The organism is Nocardiopsis mwathae (genome assembly GCF_014201195.1).
Lineage (GTDB): Bacteria > Actinomycetota > Actinomycetes > Streptosporangiales > Streptosporangiaceae > Nocardiopsis_C > Nocardiopsis_C mwathae.
The window spans coordinates 746,591-764,124 of record NZ_JACHDS010000001.1 but is presented as its reverse complement, the minus strand read 5'-3'; the positions used below and the strand labels follow the sequence as shown (position 1 = coordinate 764,124).

Genomic DNA, 17,534 nt, shown 5'->3' with positions numbered 1-17,534 from the left:
GATGGAGGACGGGCCGTCGCGTGACGCCGCGGGGTGCGCCGGGTTCCACACGCCCGGAGTGCCGGCGTTCTCCTCCTCCCTGCTTCTCATCGGGGTCGGGCCCGCCGTCAGCCGGCGGCGGGCAGGCCGCTGAGTCTGCGCCAGCAGGTGGCGAACACCTCCGCCCAGGGCCAGGTGCGATCCAACCGCAGAATCCGGCGGCGGGCGTGGCGGGCCAGCCGGGCGGGCAGGTGGTAGAGGCGAAACCGCATGGTCTGCGGCTCTGCCCCGGCGAGGTCGTCGTGGTCGTGCAGGGTGAGCAGGCGCGGCCAGGCGTCCAGGTCGCAGGCGATGTTCGCGGCGAGCACCCAGCCGCGGTTCACCTGCCAGAACGCCGAGGGAAGCCGGTGCAGGCCCATCGCCTTGTTCGTGCGTACCCGGTCCTCGACCCCGGCATGGTTCCGGTGCAAAGCGTCGAGGAACTGCACCTGGTGGGACCCGGCGATCCCCCGCATCCGCCCGATATTGGTCGCGGTGACCGAGTAGCGCCACCCGGTTGTGCGTTCGAAGGCGGTCAGGTTCTTCTTGTGCCTCCTGGAGGGGCGGACGCGGCGCACGATCAGCCGCAGCCCCTGCGGCCATCCCTGCCGGGTGTTGAGCCCGGTCTGCTCGGCCACTTCATAGCCCTCCTGCAGGTTGCCCGCCTGTGTAAGCGAGGTCTCCCATGCGTCCTCGGGCAGGCGGGCGATCGCGGCCCCGTCCTCACCGGTGATCTTCCAGCCCGCGGTGTAGCGCACGGTGCGGCGGGTGGTGGTGAGCGCCTCCAGGTGCTCCAGCAGGCCGTGGGTGGCCCCCGCACCGTCCGCCCTGATGAGCAGCTTGGCCGCCGATGATCCGGGGATCTGGTCCAGGGCGGCGGCCAGCACGCGGATGCGGTCGGCGACCGTGTTCGCCCCGGCGTTGCCCGGCCGCAGCTCCATGGCCAGGCACTCGCCGGTGTTGGCGCACCAGGCGGCCAGAGGGTGGAATCCGAAGGTGCCTTTGAACGTCGGCTCGGCCCCTTGCTTCTTGGAGGCGCTGGTGATGACGGTGGCGTCCAGGTCGACGGCGATCCGCCCCTTGAGATCGCGCCCGGCCGCTTCGAGGTCGGGGAAGCCTCCCGGCCGCAGGCGCAGCAGGCTCCACACGTGGCGGCGGACGTGCCTGCGTGCCTTGTTGATGGCCGCCATGGTCTTCTCGTCGAGGGCATCCAGCGTGCGGTGCAGGGTGGAGTCAGAAGCCGGGGTTGCGAACAGGTGGCGGTGGTGGAGGTGGAGGCGTTCGGCCTCCAGCAGGCTTCGGGCTCCCAGCGCGATCGCCACGGCGAGGTGGACGAGGACGTGGGCGCGCTGCCGCCAGGAACGGGCGGTGCTGGTGGGCAGTGCGGCGGTGAGGGTGGCGGTCAGGCCGGTGCGGTCGGCGAGCTTGCGCAGCAGCAGCGCTCCGGCGTGGCCGACCAGGTGTTTTCCGTCGGTTGTGACGGACAGGCCGCGGTCCCAGCGTGTAGGCTCGCCCACCAGAAAGGTGCTCCTGATTCTGCTGTGGATACGGACTCGACACTCGAATCCTTGCAGTTCAGAGCACCTTTCGTGCTGTTAACGGGGTAAAGAGTCCAATTCCTCTGAATAAGCAGGGTTAACAACAAGCTAGGGGGAGGGCTGCCAGTCATAGCGGGCTCCCTGCTGCTCAGCGCGTGCATGTCACACAGACGCTGCGATGAGGGGAGCACGCCACTACCTGTTTCAAGATTCCCTATACCTTCTGTTTGAGGGGGTTATCAGCCAGATAAAGGGCGAACCCGTTTCCGGCTGTAAGCTATAATCACACACACTGCCGACGGAATTTGGAGTCCGGCGAGATGCAGGTCGACCTAAGCCTGTGCAAAGACAAGGACGCCGCCTCCACTTTCGGGCCGTGGCTGGTCACGGCCGACGAGTTGGAACCGCGGCGGGACGGGGACGGTTTCCTGCGCCTGGCGTTGACCGCGGAGGTGAACGGCGAGGTGGTGAGCACTGATCTGCTGTCCAACATGTCGTGGACCTTCGAGGAGATGGCCGCCTACGCCTCCCGGGGGGGGACCCTCCTACGGAAGGGCGATGTGCTGGGTTCGAGCACCTGCGGGAACGGAGGCTGCCCAGCCGAGTCCTGGGGCCGCACCGGCGACCAGTCTCCGCCGCCCCGCGAACCGCGCGACGTGGTGACGCTGACGATGGAGGGCACCGGCTCGGTGTTGAACCGCATCGTCGAGGGCACCGCCCCCGTCCCCATCCCCCACGGGCGCGAGCGTCCCCGCTCACGCCCCTGAACCGCAGGAGACGACCAGGGGCGGCGGCCCCGCGCAGCGACCGTGGTCAGGTGCGACGTGTGTGGAAGATCCCCAGCGCAGCCGGTCGTCGCGGCAGGCCTGTGCTCAGAGCGGGATGTTGTCGCGCAGGCGGTGCAGATTGGCGTCGCCGAAGGTGGCCGTCAGCGACGCGTCGGCGCCCCCAACCAAAGATCCAGCCGTGAGCCGGGATGGGATCAACCACGGTTCCCGTCCGCGAACCTCAACTTCTCCAGCAGTGCGGCCTCCTCATCCGCCGCCAGGCCGGCCTGGCGTTCGCGCTCTGTCCCGAGCTCGCGTTCGTACTCCAGGCAGGCCAGGGCGGTCTCGGCGACCGGGCGAACGCGCAGCCCTGCGGCCAGGGCCGGGCCGGTGTCCCGATCGACCACGCCGTGGTGGCTCTCAGGGAGCCAGAGCGGCAGTGAACGAGGCCCCTGCCACGGCATCACCTCCGCTTCGCCAAGCTCCCCCGGTGACGCCGCGACGAGCTCCAAGTCGAGCGCGCCGACGGCGACCGCCACCTCCTCCAACACCGTCCCCAGTGTCATACGCGGACCGGACGCGTCGAAGGTGCCGGTCAGCCCCCGCTCGCCGGAGGCCACGATCCATTCGGCGAGGTCGCGCACGTCGATCATCTGGAACGGCTGGTCGAGCGCGTCGGGGACCAGCACCCGCCCGCCACGGGCGAACCGCGCCGGCCAGTAGCCGAACCGGTCGTAGGGGTCGCCGGGCCCGGCGACCAGGCCGGGCCGCACCACAAGCGCGCGGTCGCCAACCGCCTCGCCGACCGCGCCCTCGGAGGCGACCTTGATCGGCCCGTACGCGCCGAAGTCCTCGGGCCCGTCCGGGTCCGTGTAGCGCGGTTCCAGCAGGGGGGTGTCCACGCCCTCGCCGCGGCGCGACAGGTCGGCGTAGACGTTCATCGTGGACACGAAGGTCCAGTGTCCGGCCGTGTCCCCGAACTCAGCGAGGGCCTCGCGCACCCACCGGTAGGAGATGATGGCCGTGTCGACCACGGCGTCGAACCTCTCACCGCGCAGCGGGGCCAGTCCCCCGTCCTCGTCGCGGTCCACCTTCACCAGCCGGGCCCCGTCGGGGACGGGTCCGGACTTACCTCGGGCCGCGCACACCACCTCGTGTCCGCGGGCCACGGCGGCGGCCGCCACCTCCCGCGACAGGAAGTGGGTGCCGCCCAGTACCAGCCAACGACTCATGAAAGCACTCCTAGGAACGTCGAATGATGGATCGGACACTTACGGCCAGCCCCACCAGGCACCACACGGCGAGCACCGCCAGGGCCTTGCCGCTCACCTCGAACCGGTCCGAGAGCAGCCCGGCGCGCAGCAGGTCCGCGGCGGCCTGGAAGGGGAGCACGTTGTGGACGGCCTGGAACCAGTCGGGGAGCTGGTCCTTCGGGAAGGTGATCGGCGAGAAAAGCATCACGAAGAACACCATCACCTGGCTGACCAGCTGCGACATCATCGGCGGCAGCAGCACCGCGATCGCGTAGCCCACCGAGACGGCCATGACCGTGGCGAGGACGAACACCCCCGCCAGCAGCGGCCAGTCGAACGAGTAGTCGATCCCGTAGCGCAGGTGGGCCACCAGCACCGTCACGGGGATGCTGGGCAGCGCGATGACCACCCAGACGACCAGGTCGGACACCAGCAGCAGCGGGCGCGGGACCGGGAGCGCTCGCTGGTAGGTGAGGGTTCCGCTGGTTCGGGCGCCGGCCACGCCCCACGGGCACAGGACCAGGCCGATGACCAGGATCAGGATCGTGGGCGCGCCGGTGGACAGCAGCTCCGCCGTGGGCGTGTCGATGTCCGGGATGAGGAGCCCGAACCCGATGACGACGGCGCCCGCGATGGCCGCCTGGACGACGAGGAACAGCGGCAGCATCGCCCCGGTCTGGGCCATGGTCCACCGCAGCAGGATCCAGACCGTGGTCCCCCGGGCGGCGCGGTCGGGGACCCCGGGCCGGGCCCGCTCCTCCTCGCGTGCGCGCACGGCCGTCTCAGACATGGGCGGGCTCCTCGTCAGTCGCCGCCGCACCGGCGTCGGCCGTGGCGGCGAGGTAGGCGTCCTCAAGCGTGGTGGGCGAGAGCGTGTAGCCCTCGATTCGGTCGGCCGCGCGCAGCTCGGTCGCCCAGGCGACCGCGTTCGCGGCGTCGGCGGCAGCCAGGCTCAGCAGCACCCGGCGCCCGGTCTGGACACGGCGGACGATCTGGATGGGCAGCGCCTCCAGCGGCTCGGACGGGTCCGGAGCGCCGGGCGGCAGGGAGAGGTCGAGGCGCAGTTCGCCCCCTTCGGCCCCGCGCAGCCTGCTGGGCGACCCGGCCGCGACCACCCGGCCGCGGTCGAGCACCGCCAGCTTGTCCATCACGTGCTCGGCCTCGGCGACGTTGTGGGTGACCAGGAGGACCCCGGTGCCCTGGTCGGCGAGCCGGCGGACCATGCCCCACAGCCGCCTGCGGCGGGCCGCGTCCACGTCGTTGGTAGGTTCGTCGAGGATGACCAGCGGCACCGGTGCGACGGCGGCCATCGCGAACGCGGTCAGGCGCCGCACCCCGCCGGAGATCCCCCCGCCGTCGGGGGTAGCGCGCCGGCCGAACCACTCCCCGATGTCCAGCTCATCGGCCATGAGCTCGGCGGCCTCCCGGACGGCGGGGCGGGACATGCCGCGGAGCCGCCCGGCGATCTCGATCGCCTCCCGCGGTGTCAGGCCGTCCAGCGGGGCCTGTGCCTGGGCCTGTAGCGCCACGCAGCGGCGCGCCGTCGCGGGGTGGGCGACAGCGTCGACCCCCACGACCCGAATCGACCCGCCGTCGGGCCGGAGCAGCCCGACCACCTGCGAGACCAGGGTGGTCTTGCCGGCTCCGTTGTGCCCGAGCAGCCCGACCACCTCGCCGGGCCACACCTTCAGGCTGACCGCGTCGTTCGCCAGCACCGCTCCGAACCGCCGCGTCAAGCCTTCGATCTCAAGAATCGCGTCACTCATCGTGATCTCCGTAGCTCCTGCACGGATTCCAGACCAACGGACTTTAGATTCCGTAGGTATCTTAATTATGAGAGTAGTTCCATACCGTGAGAACGTCAAGGGTGGCGGGGGCCCGGTGCCGCGGTGCGGCTGTCCAGAGTTCGGGCAGGTCGTTCCACTGGTTCCGCTCGCCCGGGTCGCCCGTGTCGACCGGGTCTGCGAGGTCGGCGGGGTCGTCCAGGTCGCCCCGGCGGGCGCTGGGGACACCGGGGCGCCGGGCCCGCCCGTCCGCGGTCCGGCGCCTCCCGTTTAGCCGCCCGGCGCCGGGCGCCCCGGTCCGACTGCGCGAAGCGTCACGGCGAATCGGGCTAGAATGCGACCATGAATCACCATCGGCCGATGCCCGCACGACGAAAGCGACGGACTCGCGCCGAGCAGAAGCAGGAAACGCGCAGCGCATTGATCGAAGCGGGGCTGATGACCTTCAGCCGCGACGGTTACCACGGTGCGTCATTGGAGGAGATCGCCGATACGGCTGGTTTCTCCAAAGGGGCGGTCTACTCGAACTTCGGCGGCAAGTCCGAGCTGTTCCTTGCCGTGCTGGACTACAATCTGAGCACTTTGCGCGGTGAGCAGTGGGACCCGCTGGCCCCCGCCGAGAATGCCGGGGGCGCCCTCCCCCCGCAGATCGCCGGCGACCGGATCCAGGCGGAGAGACTGGTCCGCGGATTCGAACTCGCGACACTGGAGTTCATCACCACCGCAGCCCGGGACGAGGCGCTCGTTCCGGCCCTACGCACCCGGATCCAGACGCTTCTCGACGCCTATGAGCGCGTCGCGGGCAGCCACCGGGCACCGGACGAGGAGATCGCCGCCGACGGGGTCGCCCAGCTCATGGCCGCCCTCGAACAGGGGGTCTCCGTCCTCGCGCTCAGCGGCGCGGCCTCGATCGACGGTTCTCTCCTGCGCGCGGGGATGCGGCGCCTCCTGCGCGCACCGGCCGACCCCGCGGACCGGCCGGACCACACCTCGCTGCTGCCCACCGTCGCGCAGGTCCAGCGCCTGATCCACGACGGCTCGGCGGAGGCGGAGCCCCCCGAGTAGGGCGTCCGGCGGACCACGGACCGCCGCGCGACGGCCGTGATCCACCGAAAGCCCCTGCTCGCTCTCCCCGGGCGCGCGTCAGTCCCGCCGGAACTCGAACATGGCGAAGTCCACGTGGACGATGCCCTGCTCGTCGGCGGCGGCGACGGCGGCCGGTGGGGACCCCATGGCCGCCGCGGGGATCCCGACCGCCTCGGAGCGGTGGACCCGGTCGGTGAAGCCCGCGGCGGCCTCCAGGCTCCGCAGCCCCTCCGGGTCGCCCAGCGTCCGGCTGGTCAGCATGTAGATCCGCCCCCCGTCGGCCAGATGCGGCCGTACCTGCTCGAAGAAGCGCCGGTGCAGCGCGAATCCGGGGTCGAAGACCGACCGCTCGACCTGCGTGGCCCACTGGCGCGAATCAGGCGCCCTGACCAGCGGGGGGTTCGAGCAGATGAGGTCGAACTCGTCTCCCTCCTCCAGTTCGGCGAACAGGTCGCTGGTCAGCGCCTCGACGCGGCCCGCCACCCCGTGCCGGGCCGCGTTGCGCCTGGTGTTCTCGATCGCTGCGGGCACCACGTCCAGCCCCACCACCCGCGCGCACCCGCTCCGGGCGGCCGCCACGCAAGTGACGCCAGCGGCGCACCCGATCTCCAGGAAGCGGAGCCCGTCGGCGAGGGGCAGCCAGGAGGGTGAACAGGCGGGTTCCCGGATTGGGCTTCCAGACGCCGGGCAGCACGTCCCAGCGCATCCCCATCAGCGTCGTGGACGACCGCGCGCCGTCCGGTCCCCCCGTCCGCGACAGCAGCCACTCGCCCACTTCGACCGCGAGAGCGTTCTCCACTTTCTCTCCTTCCCGTTCCTGCGGCCGGCCGCTCAGCGGGAGTCTGCCCCGGGCGAGCCGGCACGGCTGCGACCGTTCTCTCCCCTGAGCTGCCAGGCCAATTGGAGTTTCGCCTCCATCAGCGACGCCATCGACGCACGGTGCCGGTCCAGGAAGAAGTGCCCGCCCTCGTATTCGTGGACGTCGAGGGCGTGCTCGGTGTAGGAGTCCCACTGGTCGGCGGTCACCGTGTCGCCGCGCCCCAGCATCAGCACGACCGGGCACCGGAGCGGAAGGCGCGCATCGTCCCGGTAGGACCCCAGCAGGCGCAGGTCCGCCTCGATGACCGGGGCGAAGTAGTTCATATAGTCCGCGTCCTGCAGGTACTGCTGAGCGACTCCCCCGTAGGTCAGCAGGACGTCCCGGAACCCCTCGGGCGTGTCCAGGTCGCCGACCCGGGTGAACCGGGCCCGGCAGGGCGCCGCGGAACCGGAGCTGAAGAACGTCAGCGGCGGATTGCCCAACCGCTCCTGGCAGAGTTTGGCCACCTCATAGCCGATCACGCTGCCCATGCTGTGGCCCCAGACCGCGAACTGCCCCCGGAACACCTCCTCGAACTCGGCGAAGATCTCCTCGGCGAGCTCGCCGACCGACGCGGGCATCGGGACGTGCATCCGGTGCTCGCGCAGGGGGTATTGGGCGACGTGCAGGTCCGCGATTCCGCTGAACGCGTTCCGCCACGGGCTGTAGTAGAGCCTTCCCGCGCCCGCGTGCGGGAAGCAGACCAATGCGATGCTGTCCAAAGGGATCACCGGAGGCTTTCAGAGTCGATTTTCATGTCCGCGTTCGCGTCTGCATTCGCGTCCGGGGCCGCGTTCTCGGGAGCGGCGCCCTCGGAGTCCGCGCCCCCGGTACCGGCGGCCTGCCGCGCCAGGTAGGCGACCTCCTCGTCAAGGATGGAGACCACTTCGGCGGAGTCCTCGACCCAGGTCGTCAGGATCACGATGTCCTGCCGGGACCCGCTGACCTTGGACACGCAGTAGCAGTCGGCGTAGTCGAGCGTCTCCTGGTTCTCGGTGAGCAGTTCGAGGGTCATGTCCCAGATGGCGTCGTACTCGGCCTCGGTGTTGCCGGCGAAGTTGACCATGCAGGAGGGCCGGAACCCCGCCCCCCGGGCCGCCTTTGTCGTCTGGAGCACCTTCCCGTACTTCAGCGCCGTCAGCGGCCCCGTGACCAGGTCCGAGAAGTTGACGTTGTACCTGTTCATCATCTGGAGCTTCTGCTGGATGAGGACCTCCAGGTCGTCGCGCACCCCCTGCTCCCCGGAGACCACCACGGGCAGGACGTCGGCCACCATCCCCATCACCCCGGAGTAGTCCACGTCCTCGTACACGCGGGAGTTGAAGACCAGGTCGAGCGCGACCTTGTCGACGCCGAGCAGGCGGGCCACCAGGCGCGCGTACAGGTACAGGACCAGGGAGAACGGGTCGACCTCCTGATCGTCGCCGCTCTGCAGGCTCCGCAGGTCGACCGTGTAGCGGACATCGCACATCCGGCCGGTGCCCCGGCGCTTCGACGCCGCGATGATCTCCTTGCCGTACCGCCCCCACGCGTCCAGGTCGAACTTCTCGATGATCTCGTCGGCGCCGATGCCCACCGGCCCCTTGCCCGTCTGCTCCTTCAGGTGCCGGAAGTTGCGGGCGCGGGGCAGCGCCTTGGCGGTCCCCTCCGCCAGCTCCTGGTAGCGCTTCAGCAGGTCGCTGCGGAAGGCCTGGCCCGAGGCACCGTCGAAGATCGAGTGGTCGAACTGGCAGACCAGGTCGTAGCTGCGCTCGTTGTACTTGACCAGGACCGCCTGGTACATGATGGTGTCGGTCTTAAGGTCGACGTTCCACTCCCGCTTGACCAGCTCCGCCCGCACCTCCTCCTGGCGCGGCAGCGGCAGCGGCGAGAGGTCGATCCGGGGCAGCACGAACGCCGTCGGGGGCTCGTGCTCCTTCCACCGCCACTGGCCCAGGGACCGGACCAGGACGCTGCGCATGAGGCCGTGGCGTCCGACGACGTCGCCCAGCGCGCGCTCCAGCATGTCGGCGTCGATCAGCTCGCGGAACTGCACCAGGTACAGCTGCGGGCGCGCCCCGCGCGAGAAGTAATGCTTCTGGGTCCCGCTGATCGGATATGACCAGCGCACCGGCCGGGACAGGATGGAGCGCCGCATGTCCTCCTGGCGCCGGTCGATCTCGGCGAACAGCCGGTCCGCCCCGCCCCCTTGGGAGGTCGGGTCTGCCCCGAGCTCCAGGGTGGCGAAGTCCCGTCCGGCCAGGAACCGCTCCTCGGCCGATCCGGGCAGGATGTAGTGCGGGGTGAAGGCCTGCGGCAGCCGCAGCTCGTTGATCCGCCTGACCACCGAGGTCCGGTCCTCCTCGCGGAGGCCGTCGACGAAGAGGACGACCCACTCCTCCTCGTCGGCTCCGGCGGTGATCCCGTGCAGCGCGCACCGGGTGTCCAAGCGCTCCCCGAGCAGTGCCGCCGCGCTCTCCAGCGAGTCGCACTCCTGGTTGACCTGCTTGCCCGACCGGGCGAGCAGGCCGGCCAGCTCGGCGACGGTCGGGTGGCTGTGCACATCGCTGGCCAGGACCGTGTAGCCGTGCCGCTCCAGGGCGCTGGTGAACTGGATGAGCTTCAGTGAGTCGAGCCCGACGTCGAACAGGTCGGCGCGCACGTCGATACCGTCCACACCGAGCAGTCCGGCCATCTCGCGCTCAATCACGGCGGCGACGGCGCTCCGCTTGTCGACCACGCCGGACTCCTCAGAGGCCCCGACCTCCTTGCCCGCCGCTACCGCCTCCAGCAGGTCTGTCCCGTGGTGGCCCGTCCGCACCCCGGACTCGCCCATCCCGTGCAGCAGGTCCAGCACCGGCGGGTCCGCGTCGAGCGGCCCGAACGCGTACAGCCGCACGTCCCCGGACTCGGCGTCGGCCTCCGTGTTCGCGGCGAAGGCGGCGGTGATATCGGCGTTCCACGCGAACCGGTCGAGGTCGAGGCGGGACACCACGCCGAACGGGACCCCCAGTTCGCTCCCGGCGTCGCGCAGGCCGCGCAGCAGCGTCCGCGGGGCCGGCGGCTCGGGGCCGTCGGCGTCGGCGTCGTCGGCGGCGGCGTCCTGCAGGGACGTGTCCCAGAGCACGAGGCGGTCGGTCCCCGTCAGGCCGCGGAGCCGGGAGAGCAGCCCCGTCACGACGTCCTCGCCCGTGCGCCCCCGCACGGGCGCCCCGACGGCGGCCCGCCCCTGCCGGTGCTCACCGGCCGGCGTCGGGCCGTCCGCCTCCGCCCCGGGGGCGAAGGGCAGCACGTCGACGGCGCGGTCAGGGCCGGCGGCGGCGAGCACGTCCCCGACCGCGTCGGCCGGGCACACGACCGCCGTCCGCCCGCCGGGGGCGGCCGGCCCGCGCCGGCCGGGCAGCGGCACCATGGCGGGGACGTACCGGCCCCCGTCCCGGTACCGGACGGCGAGGGCGTCGTCCACCTCGGCCTCCAGCTCCCTGCGCAGGGCCCGGCTCCAGTCCCGTGGGCCCTGCCGGGCGGCCAGCGGGGTGTCGCATCCCAGCAGCCGGACCCGCAGTCGCGGGTACTCCCGATTCAAGCCGATCACCTCCGGGAGGAGCCGGGCCCGCGCCCCCGGGTCGTCGCCGGCGGCGGGCTCCAGGACCACCAGGTCGCGCACGGGCGCGCCCCGCATCCCGGACACGGCCGCGCACAGCTGCCGTATCAGCGCCGACGCGGCCGCGCCCGGCCGGTGGTGGACGACGACGGTGTCGCCGACCAGGGCATGCTCCTCCAGGTCCGCGACCAGCCTGCGGAGATCGCCCTCGCTGCCCCGGCGGATCTGCGCGCCGGAGGGCCCGTCGAAGCGGTACTCCCCGCCGAAGCCGACGGGGATCGGCGTCCAGTAGGCCACCTCGTCCATGGTGCGCCGGATCCGCGGCGGGTCGTCGGAGAACACCAGGAGCGCCCGGCCCCGGCCACTCCCGCCCGAGTCCGGGAGGAGCGCCCGCGACCAGGTCGGCTGCAGCGCCTGCGGCGGAGCCGCGGCGGGGCCGGACGCTGCCGGGCGCCGCGCGGCCACCGGGCGCGGCCGCCCCTCCTCGGCGGACATGAGCCGCTGGAACTCGGTGATGTCGACCGGGTACTCGGTGCGGTCGAAGGCATAGAGCGGGGTCCTGACCTTGCGCGGCGCGCGGCCCCGGTGGAACGCCGTCCAGTCCAGGGCGACGCCCGCCTCCCACAGCTTCTTAACCGCCGTGGCGAGGTGCTCGCCATCGGCGACCTCCTCCAGCGGGTGGCGCAGCATGTTGATCGCGGTCGTGCGGGTGCCCCGGGCGGTGCCGCGGACGAAGGACGACAGCGACTTGCCGGGCCCGACCTCGACGAACAGGACGTCGCCCCGCTCCATTACGGTTTCCACGCCGGCCTTGAACAGGACCGTGCGCCGGATGTGCTCGCAGTAGTAGCCGGGGTCGGTGGCCTGCTCCGGCGTCACCCACGTGCCCGTCACGTTGGAGACATAGGGGATCTCAGGCGGCGAGAAGGCCACCGACTCGGCGATCTCCCGGTACCGGTCCAGGATCGGCTCCATGTACTGCGAGTGGTAGGCGTGCTCGGCCTCGACGTGGGTGAAGGTGATCCCCTGTTCGGTGCACTTCCGCTCGAACGCGGCTACGGCCGCGGCGGTGCCGCTGACGGTGCAGTCCTCCGGCGCGTTCACCGCCGCGATGGACAGCTCCTCGGTCAGCATCGGCCGGATCGTGTCCTCGGAGGCCTTGACCGACGTCACGGCCCCCTCGGGGGTGGACGCGATCAGCGCCCCCCTGGCCAGCATCAGCCGGATGCCGTCCTCGAGCGAGAACACCCCGGCCACGCAGGCGGCCGCCAGCTCGCCGGTGCTGTGCCCGATCATTCCGCGCGGCCGCACGCCCCAGTCGAGGAGCGTGCGGGCCATCGCGTAGTCGACGATGAACAGCAGCACGGGGCTGACGGCGATGTTGTTCAGCTGCTTCTCCTGTGCCACCGTCTCGCCGAAGAAGACCTCGCGCACGACGGGCTCGTCGAACGCGTCGGTGACGGCCAGGCACTCGTCCACCCGGGCCCGGAAGGCGCCCTCAGTCTCGTAGAGGCCGCGGCCCATGCGCAGGTGCTGCGAGCCCGCCCCACTGAACAGCAGGTGGACGTCGCGCCGCCCGTTCCTGGGCAGGTGCGCGGGCTCGTCGCCGGCCTCCAGCGACTCCTCCAGCCGCTCCCGCAGCTGCCCAGCGTCTCGGAAGCCGACGGCGTAGCGGTAGGGCAGGTCGCGCTGGCGGCTCTGCAGGGTCCAGGCCAGGTCGGCGCCGTCGGTGTTCGGGTGCGCGGCCAGGTGGTCGGCAAAGTCCCGCTTCATCCGCGCGATCGCCTCCGCGGAGGCGGCCGAGAGCACGAACGTGTTGTGGGCGCGGCCGTCGGGGGCCGGGAGGTCGGGCGGCGGGGCCTCTTCGAGCACCAGGTGGGCGTTGGTCCCGCCGATGCCGAAGGCGCTGACCCCCGCCCGCAGAGGGATCTCCCCGCCCGAGGCCGACCGCTTGCGCCGCATCTCCCGCTGCTTGCCGGCGATGTAGAACGGGGTGCCGTCGAGCCTGATGCCCGGGTTGGGCGTCTCGAAGTGCAGGCTCTGCGGGATGGTGCGCTCCTCGAGCGTCTTGCAGGCCTTGATGAACGAGGCGACCCCGGCGGCGGTGTCGAGGTGCCCGATACTCGCCTTCAGCGACCCGACGCCGCACGAGTCCGGCTCGCCCGGGCCGAACGCCTTGGCCAGGGCCTCGATCTCCACCGGGTCGCCGAGGGCGGTGCCGGTGCCGTGGGCCTCCACGTAGGAGATGTCGGCCGGCCTGACCCCGGCAACGCGGTGGGCCTTGCGGATGACCTCAGCCTGCCCCTCGATGCTGGGCGCGGTGTAGCCGACCTTGCGGGTGCCGTCGTTGTTGACCGCCGAGCCCTTGATCACCGCGTAGATCCGGTCGCCGTCGCGCAGGGCCGCCTCCAGCGGCTTGAGGGCGACGACGCCGGCGCCATTGCCCTCGACGGTGCCCTCGGCCGCCGCGTCGAACGCCCGGCAGTGCCCGTCCGGGGAGTGCACCATGTTCGGCCGGTACCGGTAGCCGTTCTTGTGGGGCAGGGTCAGCCCGCTGCCTCCGGCCAGCGCGACCTGGCACGAGCCGGTCCACACGTTGCGGCAGGCTGCGTCGATGGCCACGAGCGAGCTGGAGCAGGCGGAGTGCAGAGTGAGGGCGGGCCCCTTCAAGCCAAGGGAATGGGCGATGCGGGTGGCGGCGAAGTCCTTGTCGTTGAGCTGCATTCCGGAGAAGGCCGACCCGGCGTCCTCGTTGAACCGGCGCTGGGTGTCCACCTCCCAGGGCATGTTGTTGGTCGCGCCCAGGAACAGGCCGATGGCCTCCCGGCGCCCGTCCGCGGAGTAACCGGCGTCCTCCAGGGCGTGGTAGACCTCCTCGTGCAGGGCGCGCACCTGCGGGTCGAGCACGGCAGCGTCGGCGGGCGTGTAGTCGAAGAACCCGGAGTCGAAGAACTCGATGCCGGGGAAGACGCCCTTCGCCCGGACATAGGTCTCCTCCGCCAGCGCTCGCGGGGAGACCCCCATCTCCCTCAGCTCGTCGTCGCCGAGCCGGGAGATACCCTCGACGCCGTCGAGCAGATTGGCCCACAGGTCGTCGACCGATGCGGCCGCCGGGAAGCGGCCGGCCATGCCGATGACGGCGACTTCGAGTCCGGTGTAGGCGTGGTCAGGCCCGGTCGCGTCAGCCATTGTCGACGCCCCCTTCGTTGTCGTCCATCATCCGGGTCATCAGCATCCGCGTCCGGACCGCCTGCTCCTGTGCGCCATCGTCCGCCCGGTCCGGCTCTTCCGGGTCCGGTCGGCGCGCCGGCGCCAGCGCGCCGGCGGGCGCGTCGAGGTGCGCGGCCAGCGCCGCGATCGAGGTGAACTCGAAGAACAGGGTCAGCGGCAGGTCGCGGTCCAGCTTCGTGCGCAGGCGGTTCCTGACCGCGACGAGGGTCAGCGAGGTCACGCCCAGGTCGAAGAGGTTGCGCTCGACGTCGAGGGAGTCCGGGTCGGTCTCCAGGACGTCGGCGAAGGTCTCGTGTAGGGTCCGCTCCATGTCGGGGGCCGGCCCCCGTTCCCGGCGGGGCCGGTCGCTCTCGGCGCTGGCGCGGATCCGCGCCAGTTCCTCCTTGTCGACCTTCCCGTTGCGGTTGAGCGGGACGGCGTCGATCCGCACCAGCGTCGCGGGGACCATGTAGGCGGCGAGGGCCGCGCCCAGCTCCCGCCGCACGCGGTTCGGGGCCGGTTCCCCTCCGGCCACGTAGTACCCGGCGAGCTGCGTGCCGCGCTCGCGCTCGACGGCGATCACCACGGCGTCCTCCACGCCCTCGACCGCGCGCAGGGCGTTCTCCACCTCGCCCAGTTCGACCCGGAAACCGCCGACCTTGACCTGGTCGTCCATGCGGCCGAGGCAGTCCAGGGCGCCGTCCGGCAGCCCGCGGACCAGGTCCCCGGTGCGGTAGAGGCGCTCGCCGGGGATCCGCGGGGCAACGACGAACCGGTCGCGGTCGAGCTCGGGGCGGTCTCGGTAGCCGGCGGACACCCCCTCCCCGCCGACGCACAGCTCCCCGACCGCCCCCGGCGGCAGGGGGTTGAGGCCTCTGTCCAGGACGTAGGCGGTCGAGTGGCCGATGGCCGTGCCTATGGGGACGCGGTCCCCCTCCAGGTCCCGGGGGCGGATGGTGTGCGTCGTGGAGAAGACCGTGTTCTCCGTCGGCCCGTAGCCGTTGACCAGCTTCACGTCCGGGCAGGCCTGGGCTACCGCCGCGACGTGCCGGACCGACAGGGCGCTGCCCACGATGCACAGGTACCGCAGCGGCGCGAAGACCCCGGGGTCGTGGTCGCAGTGCTGGTTGAACAGGACCGTGGGGATGGTGACGTTGCGGACCCTGTGCCGCAGGACCGTGTCGCGGAAGCGGTCCGCGTCGAGCAGGTCCACCTCCTCGTCGGGGAGGACGAGCGTGCCTCCCGTCAGCAGCGCCCCCCACACCTCCAGGGTGCTCCCGTCGAAGGCGGGCGAGTTGACGAACAGGGCGACCTGTTCCTCGCGGAAGTCCACGAACTCCTGGTCGGCGAAGAGCCGCAGCACGTTGCGGTGGGTGATGTAGCAGCCCTTGGGCGTCCCCGTCGACCCGGAGGTGTACATGAGGTAGGCGTGGTCCCCGCCGCCGCTCGGCCGCACCGGCGCCGCGGCGCCGGGGGCCGCGTCTGGGGCGGTGTCCGGGGCGGGCTCCTCGACCAGGACCGTCTCCACCGACGCGGGGACCCGGTCGGCGAACCCGGCGACGGTGCACAGGTGGCGCACCCCGGCGTCGGCCAGGACCGCCTCGATGCGCGCCGGCGCGTCCTTGGTGTCGACCGGTACGTAGTGGCTCCCGGCTTTGAGGATCGCCAGCAGGGCGGCCACCAGTTCGGGGCGGCGGTCGGCCAGGACCCCGATCCCGGTCCCCGGGCCGGCGCCGCGCCCGGCGAGGTCGCGGGCGAGGGCGTCCGACCACAGGTCCAGGCCCCGATAGGTGTACGCGGTGCCCCGCCAGACCATCGCGGTCCGGTCGGGGCTGCGCCGGACCACGTCGGCGAAGACCTCCGTCAGGGACGCGTCGAGGGGGATCGGGGGCACCTCGGCGGGCGCAGGGGCCTCGGAAGGCTCGGGGACGGCCGACACGGGCGGCGCGGTGTGCGGGTCCGGCTCCCACAGCGCAATGTCCCTGACCCGGACGTCCGGCTCCTTGACCGCCTCGGCCAGGACGGCCGTCAGGCACCGCTCCAGCGTCTCCATGAGGCCGTCCGAGTGGACGGCGGCGTTGTAGAGGAAGGCGATCCCCAGGCGCGGGCCGGGGGTGACCACGACGGTGAAGTCGTAGCTGGTCCGCTCGAAGACGTCGACGCCGAGGAAGCGGGGACCGTCCTCGGCGCCCTGCGCGCCGCCCCCGCCCGCGCCGAAGTCCCGCAACTGCTCCGATAGCGGGTAGTTCTCGAAGGCGACCACGTGGTTCAGCAGTGCGTTGCGCAGGGGGGACAGGCTCTGCACCTCGTACAGCGGGAAGTGCTCGTAGCGGCCGGCCCGCAGCGAGGCCGCGTGCACCGCGCGGCACAGGCCGGCGAAGCCGGTGTCCTCCCCGGCCGTCACGCGCACCGGCTGGGTGTTGGTGAACAGGCCGAGCATGTCCTCGATGCCGTCCATGCCGGCGTTGCGTCCGGAGACCACGCTGCCGAAGACGACGTCGTCGGAGTAGGTGAATTTCTGCAGGACCACGCCCCACACCGTCTGGAAGACGCTGTTGGGCGTCACCGCGAGCCGCCGCGCGAGGTCCGTCAGCCCGTCGTGCAGGTCCTGCGGCAGCTCGAACCGGTGGGCCGCGTCGACATGGTCCGCGGTCCCCCCGGTCGCGCCGCTCGCGCCGGAGGCCGCGGATAGGGCGCCGCGCCGGTCCCGGGGCAGCCCGGCCGGGCGCTCGTAGCCCTCCAGCGCCTCCGTCCAGAACCGCCGCGCCTCGTCCTCGTCGTGCCGGTCCTCGTACCAGGCGATGTAGTCGGCGTACGGGCGGGCCTCGTACCGCTGCGTGAGCGCACCGGTGCGGGCCAGCTCGTCGTAGTAGCCGAACCAGGTCTGGAAGAGCGGCGCCAGCGACCAGCCGTCCAGGATGATGTGGTGGAAAGTGACGACCAGGTGCCAGCGGTCGTCGCCGGTGCGCAGCAGCGCCGCCCGCAGCAGCACGTCCCGGCCGAGGTCGAAGCCCGCGGCGCGGTCGGCGGCCTTGAACTCCTCGACCGCCTGTTCGGCGTCGTCCCTGTCACGGTGGTCCACCTCCCGGATCTGGGGCGGCCACTCCTTGAGGACCAGCTGGTAGGGGTCGTCGGTCCGCTCGAAGGAGAAGACCGTGCGCAGTGCGCTGTAGTGGCGCGACGTGGCCGCGAGCGCCGAGCGCAGCAGGCCGGCGTCTATGGCTCCGGTACCGGCGAAGTCGAACTGCTCCACGTACGCCTCGGAACCGGTGTCGAGCGCGTAGCTGAAGAACATGCCCTTCTGCATCGCGGCGAGGCCGGAGACCGACTCGATGTTGGCTTTTTCAATCATGAACTGAGCTCTCTCTGTGCGCCGGGGGGCGGCTGGGGCGCGGGCTCCGGCGGGGGCGGCGCCGTGCTCTGGCGGGGTCCGGCGGGG

General features: G+C 71.8%; 10 protein-coding genes. 2 read left to right on the top strand and 8 right to left on the bottom strand.

Annotated elements, in window-relative coordinates; translation table 11 throughout:
* Positions 1–107: 107 nt before the first annotated feature.
* A complete protein-coding gene (locus tag HNR23_RS02885) occupies positions 108–1,535 on the bottom strand; it encodes an IS1380 family transposase (protein ID WP_343070401.1) in 1,428 nt (475 codons plus the stop codon).
* 326 nt (positions 1,536–1,861) lie between these two features.
* Between HNR23_RS02885 and HNR23_RS02880 the strand changes: the two genes are divergently transcribed.
* A complete protein-coding gene (locus HNR23_RS02880) occupies positions 1,862–2,323 on the top strand; it encodes a fumarylacetoacetate hydrolase family protein (RefSeq protein ID WP_281381822.1) in 462 nt (153 codons plus the stop codon).
* A gap of 215 nt (positions 2,324–2,538) precedes the next feature.
* Here the strand turns inward: HNR23_RS02880 and HNR23_RS02875 are convergent, their stop codons facing one another.
* Genes HNR23_RS02875 through HNR23_RS02865 form a run of 3 tightly spaced genes read right to left on the bottom strand, consistent with a single transcriptional unit; the run spans position 2,539 to position 5,342 of the window.
* On the bottom strand, positions 2,539–3,555 hold the full coding sequence (locus tag HNR23_RS02875) for a Rossmann-fold NAD(P)-binding domain-containing protein (RefSeq protein ID WP_184073199.1): 1,017 nt from the start codon (positions 3,553–3,555) through the stop codon (positions 2,539–2,541).
* A gap of 10 nt (positions 3,556–3,565) precedes the next feature.
* The gene (locus HNR23_RS02870) at positions 3,566–4,366 is read right to left on the bottom strand and encodes an ABC transporter permease (RefSeq protein ID WP_184073197.1); all 801 of its coding nucleotides are present in this window, start codon (positions 4,364–4,366) and stop codon (positions 3,566–3,568) included.
* Positions 4,359–5,342: an ABC transporter ATP-binding protein gene (locus HNR23_RS02865; protein ID WP_184073195.1), complete on the bottom strand. Its 984-nt coding sequence runs from the start codon at positions 5,340–5,342 to the stop codon at positions 4,359–4,361. The genes HNR23_RS02870 and HNR23_RS02865 overlap by 8 nt, the downstream gene beginning before the upstream one ends.
* 378 nt (positions 5,343–5,720) lie before the next feature.
* Here HNR23_RS02865 and HNR23_RS02860 point away from each other — a divergent pair, with 378 nt between their 5' ends.
* Positions 5,721–6,425, top strand: a complete 705-nt coding sequence (locus HNR23_RS02860) for a TetR/AcrR family transcriptional regulator (protein WP_246421548.1) — start codon at positions 5,721–5,723, stop codon at positions 6,423–6,425.
* 78 nt (positions 6,426–6,503) lie between these two features.
* On the opposite strand, the gene HNR23_RS02855 is transcribed toward HNR23_RS02860, so the two are convergent.
* The 4 genes from HNR23_RS02855 to HNR23_RS02840 form a co-directional block, all read right to left on the bottom strand.
* Positions 6,504–7,025, bottom strand: a complete 522-nt coding sequence (locus HNR23_RS02855; protein ID WP_221308008.1) for a methyltransferase — start codon at positions 7,023–7,025, stop codon at positions 6,504–6,506.
* A gap of 252 nt (positions 7,026–7,277) precedes the next feature.
* Positions 7,278–8,027 (bottom strand): thioesterase II family protein, encoded by a 750-nt coding sequence (locus tag HNR23_RS02850; protein ID WP_246421547.1) that lies wholly within the window; start codon positions 8,025–8,027, stop codon positions 7,278–7,280.
* Between the two features lie 5 nt (positions 8,028–8,032).
* A complete protein-coding gene (locus HNR23_RS02845) occupies positions 8,033–14,074 on the bottom strand; it encodes a type I polyketide synthase (RefSeq protein ID WP_184073191.1) in 6,042 nt (2,013 codons plus the stop codon).
* A complete protein-coding gene (locus HNR23_RS02840; protein ID WP_184073189.1) occupies positions 14,067–17,447 on the bottom strand; it encodes a non-ribosomal peptide synthetase in 3,381 nt (1,126 codons plus the stop codon). Before HNR23_RS02840 ends, HNR23_RS02845 begins: the two co-directional genes overlap by 8 nt.
* Positions 17,448–17,534 lie beyond the last annotated feature (87 nt).

Bases quoted from the DNA above. Each gene is read 5' to 3' on its own strand.
- HNR23_RS02875 (WP_184073199.1), bottom strand. From the start codon at position 3,555: ATGAGTCGTTGGCTGGTACTGGGCGGCACCCACTTCCTGTCGCGGGAG.
- HNR23_RS02870 (WP_184073197.1), bottom strand. From the start codon at position 4,366: ATGTCTGAGACGGCCGTGCGCGCACGCGAGGAGGAGCGGGCCCGGCCC.
- HNR23_RS02865 (WP_184073195.1), bottom strand. From the start codon at position 5,342: ATGAGTGACGCGATTCTTGAGATCGAAGGCTTGACGCGGCGGTTCGGA.
- HNR23_RS02860 (WP_246421548.1), top strand. From the start codon at position 5,721: ATGCCCGCACGACGAAAGCGACGGACTCGCGCCGAGCAGAAGCAGGAA.
- HNR23_RS02845 (WP_184073191.1), bottom strand. From the start codon at position 14,074: ATGGCTGACGCGACCGGGCCTGACCACGCCTACACCGGACTCGAAGTC.
- HNR23_RS02840 (WP_184073189.1), bottom strand. From the start codon at position 17,447: ATGATTGAAAAAGCCAACATCGAGTCGGTCTCCGGCCTCGCCGCGATG.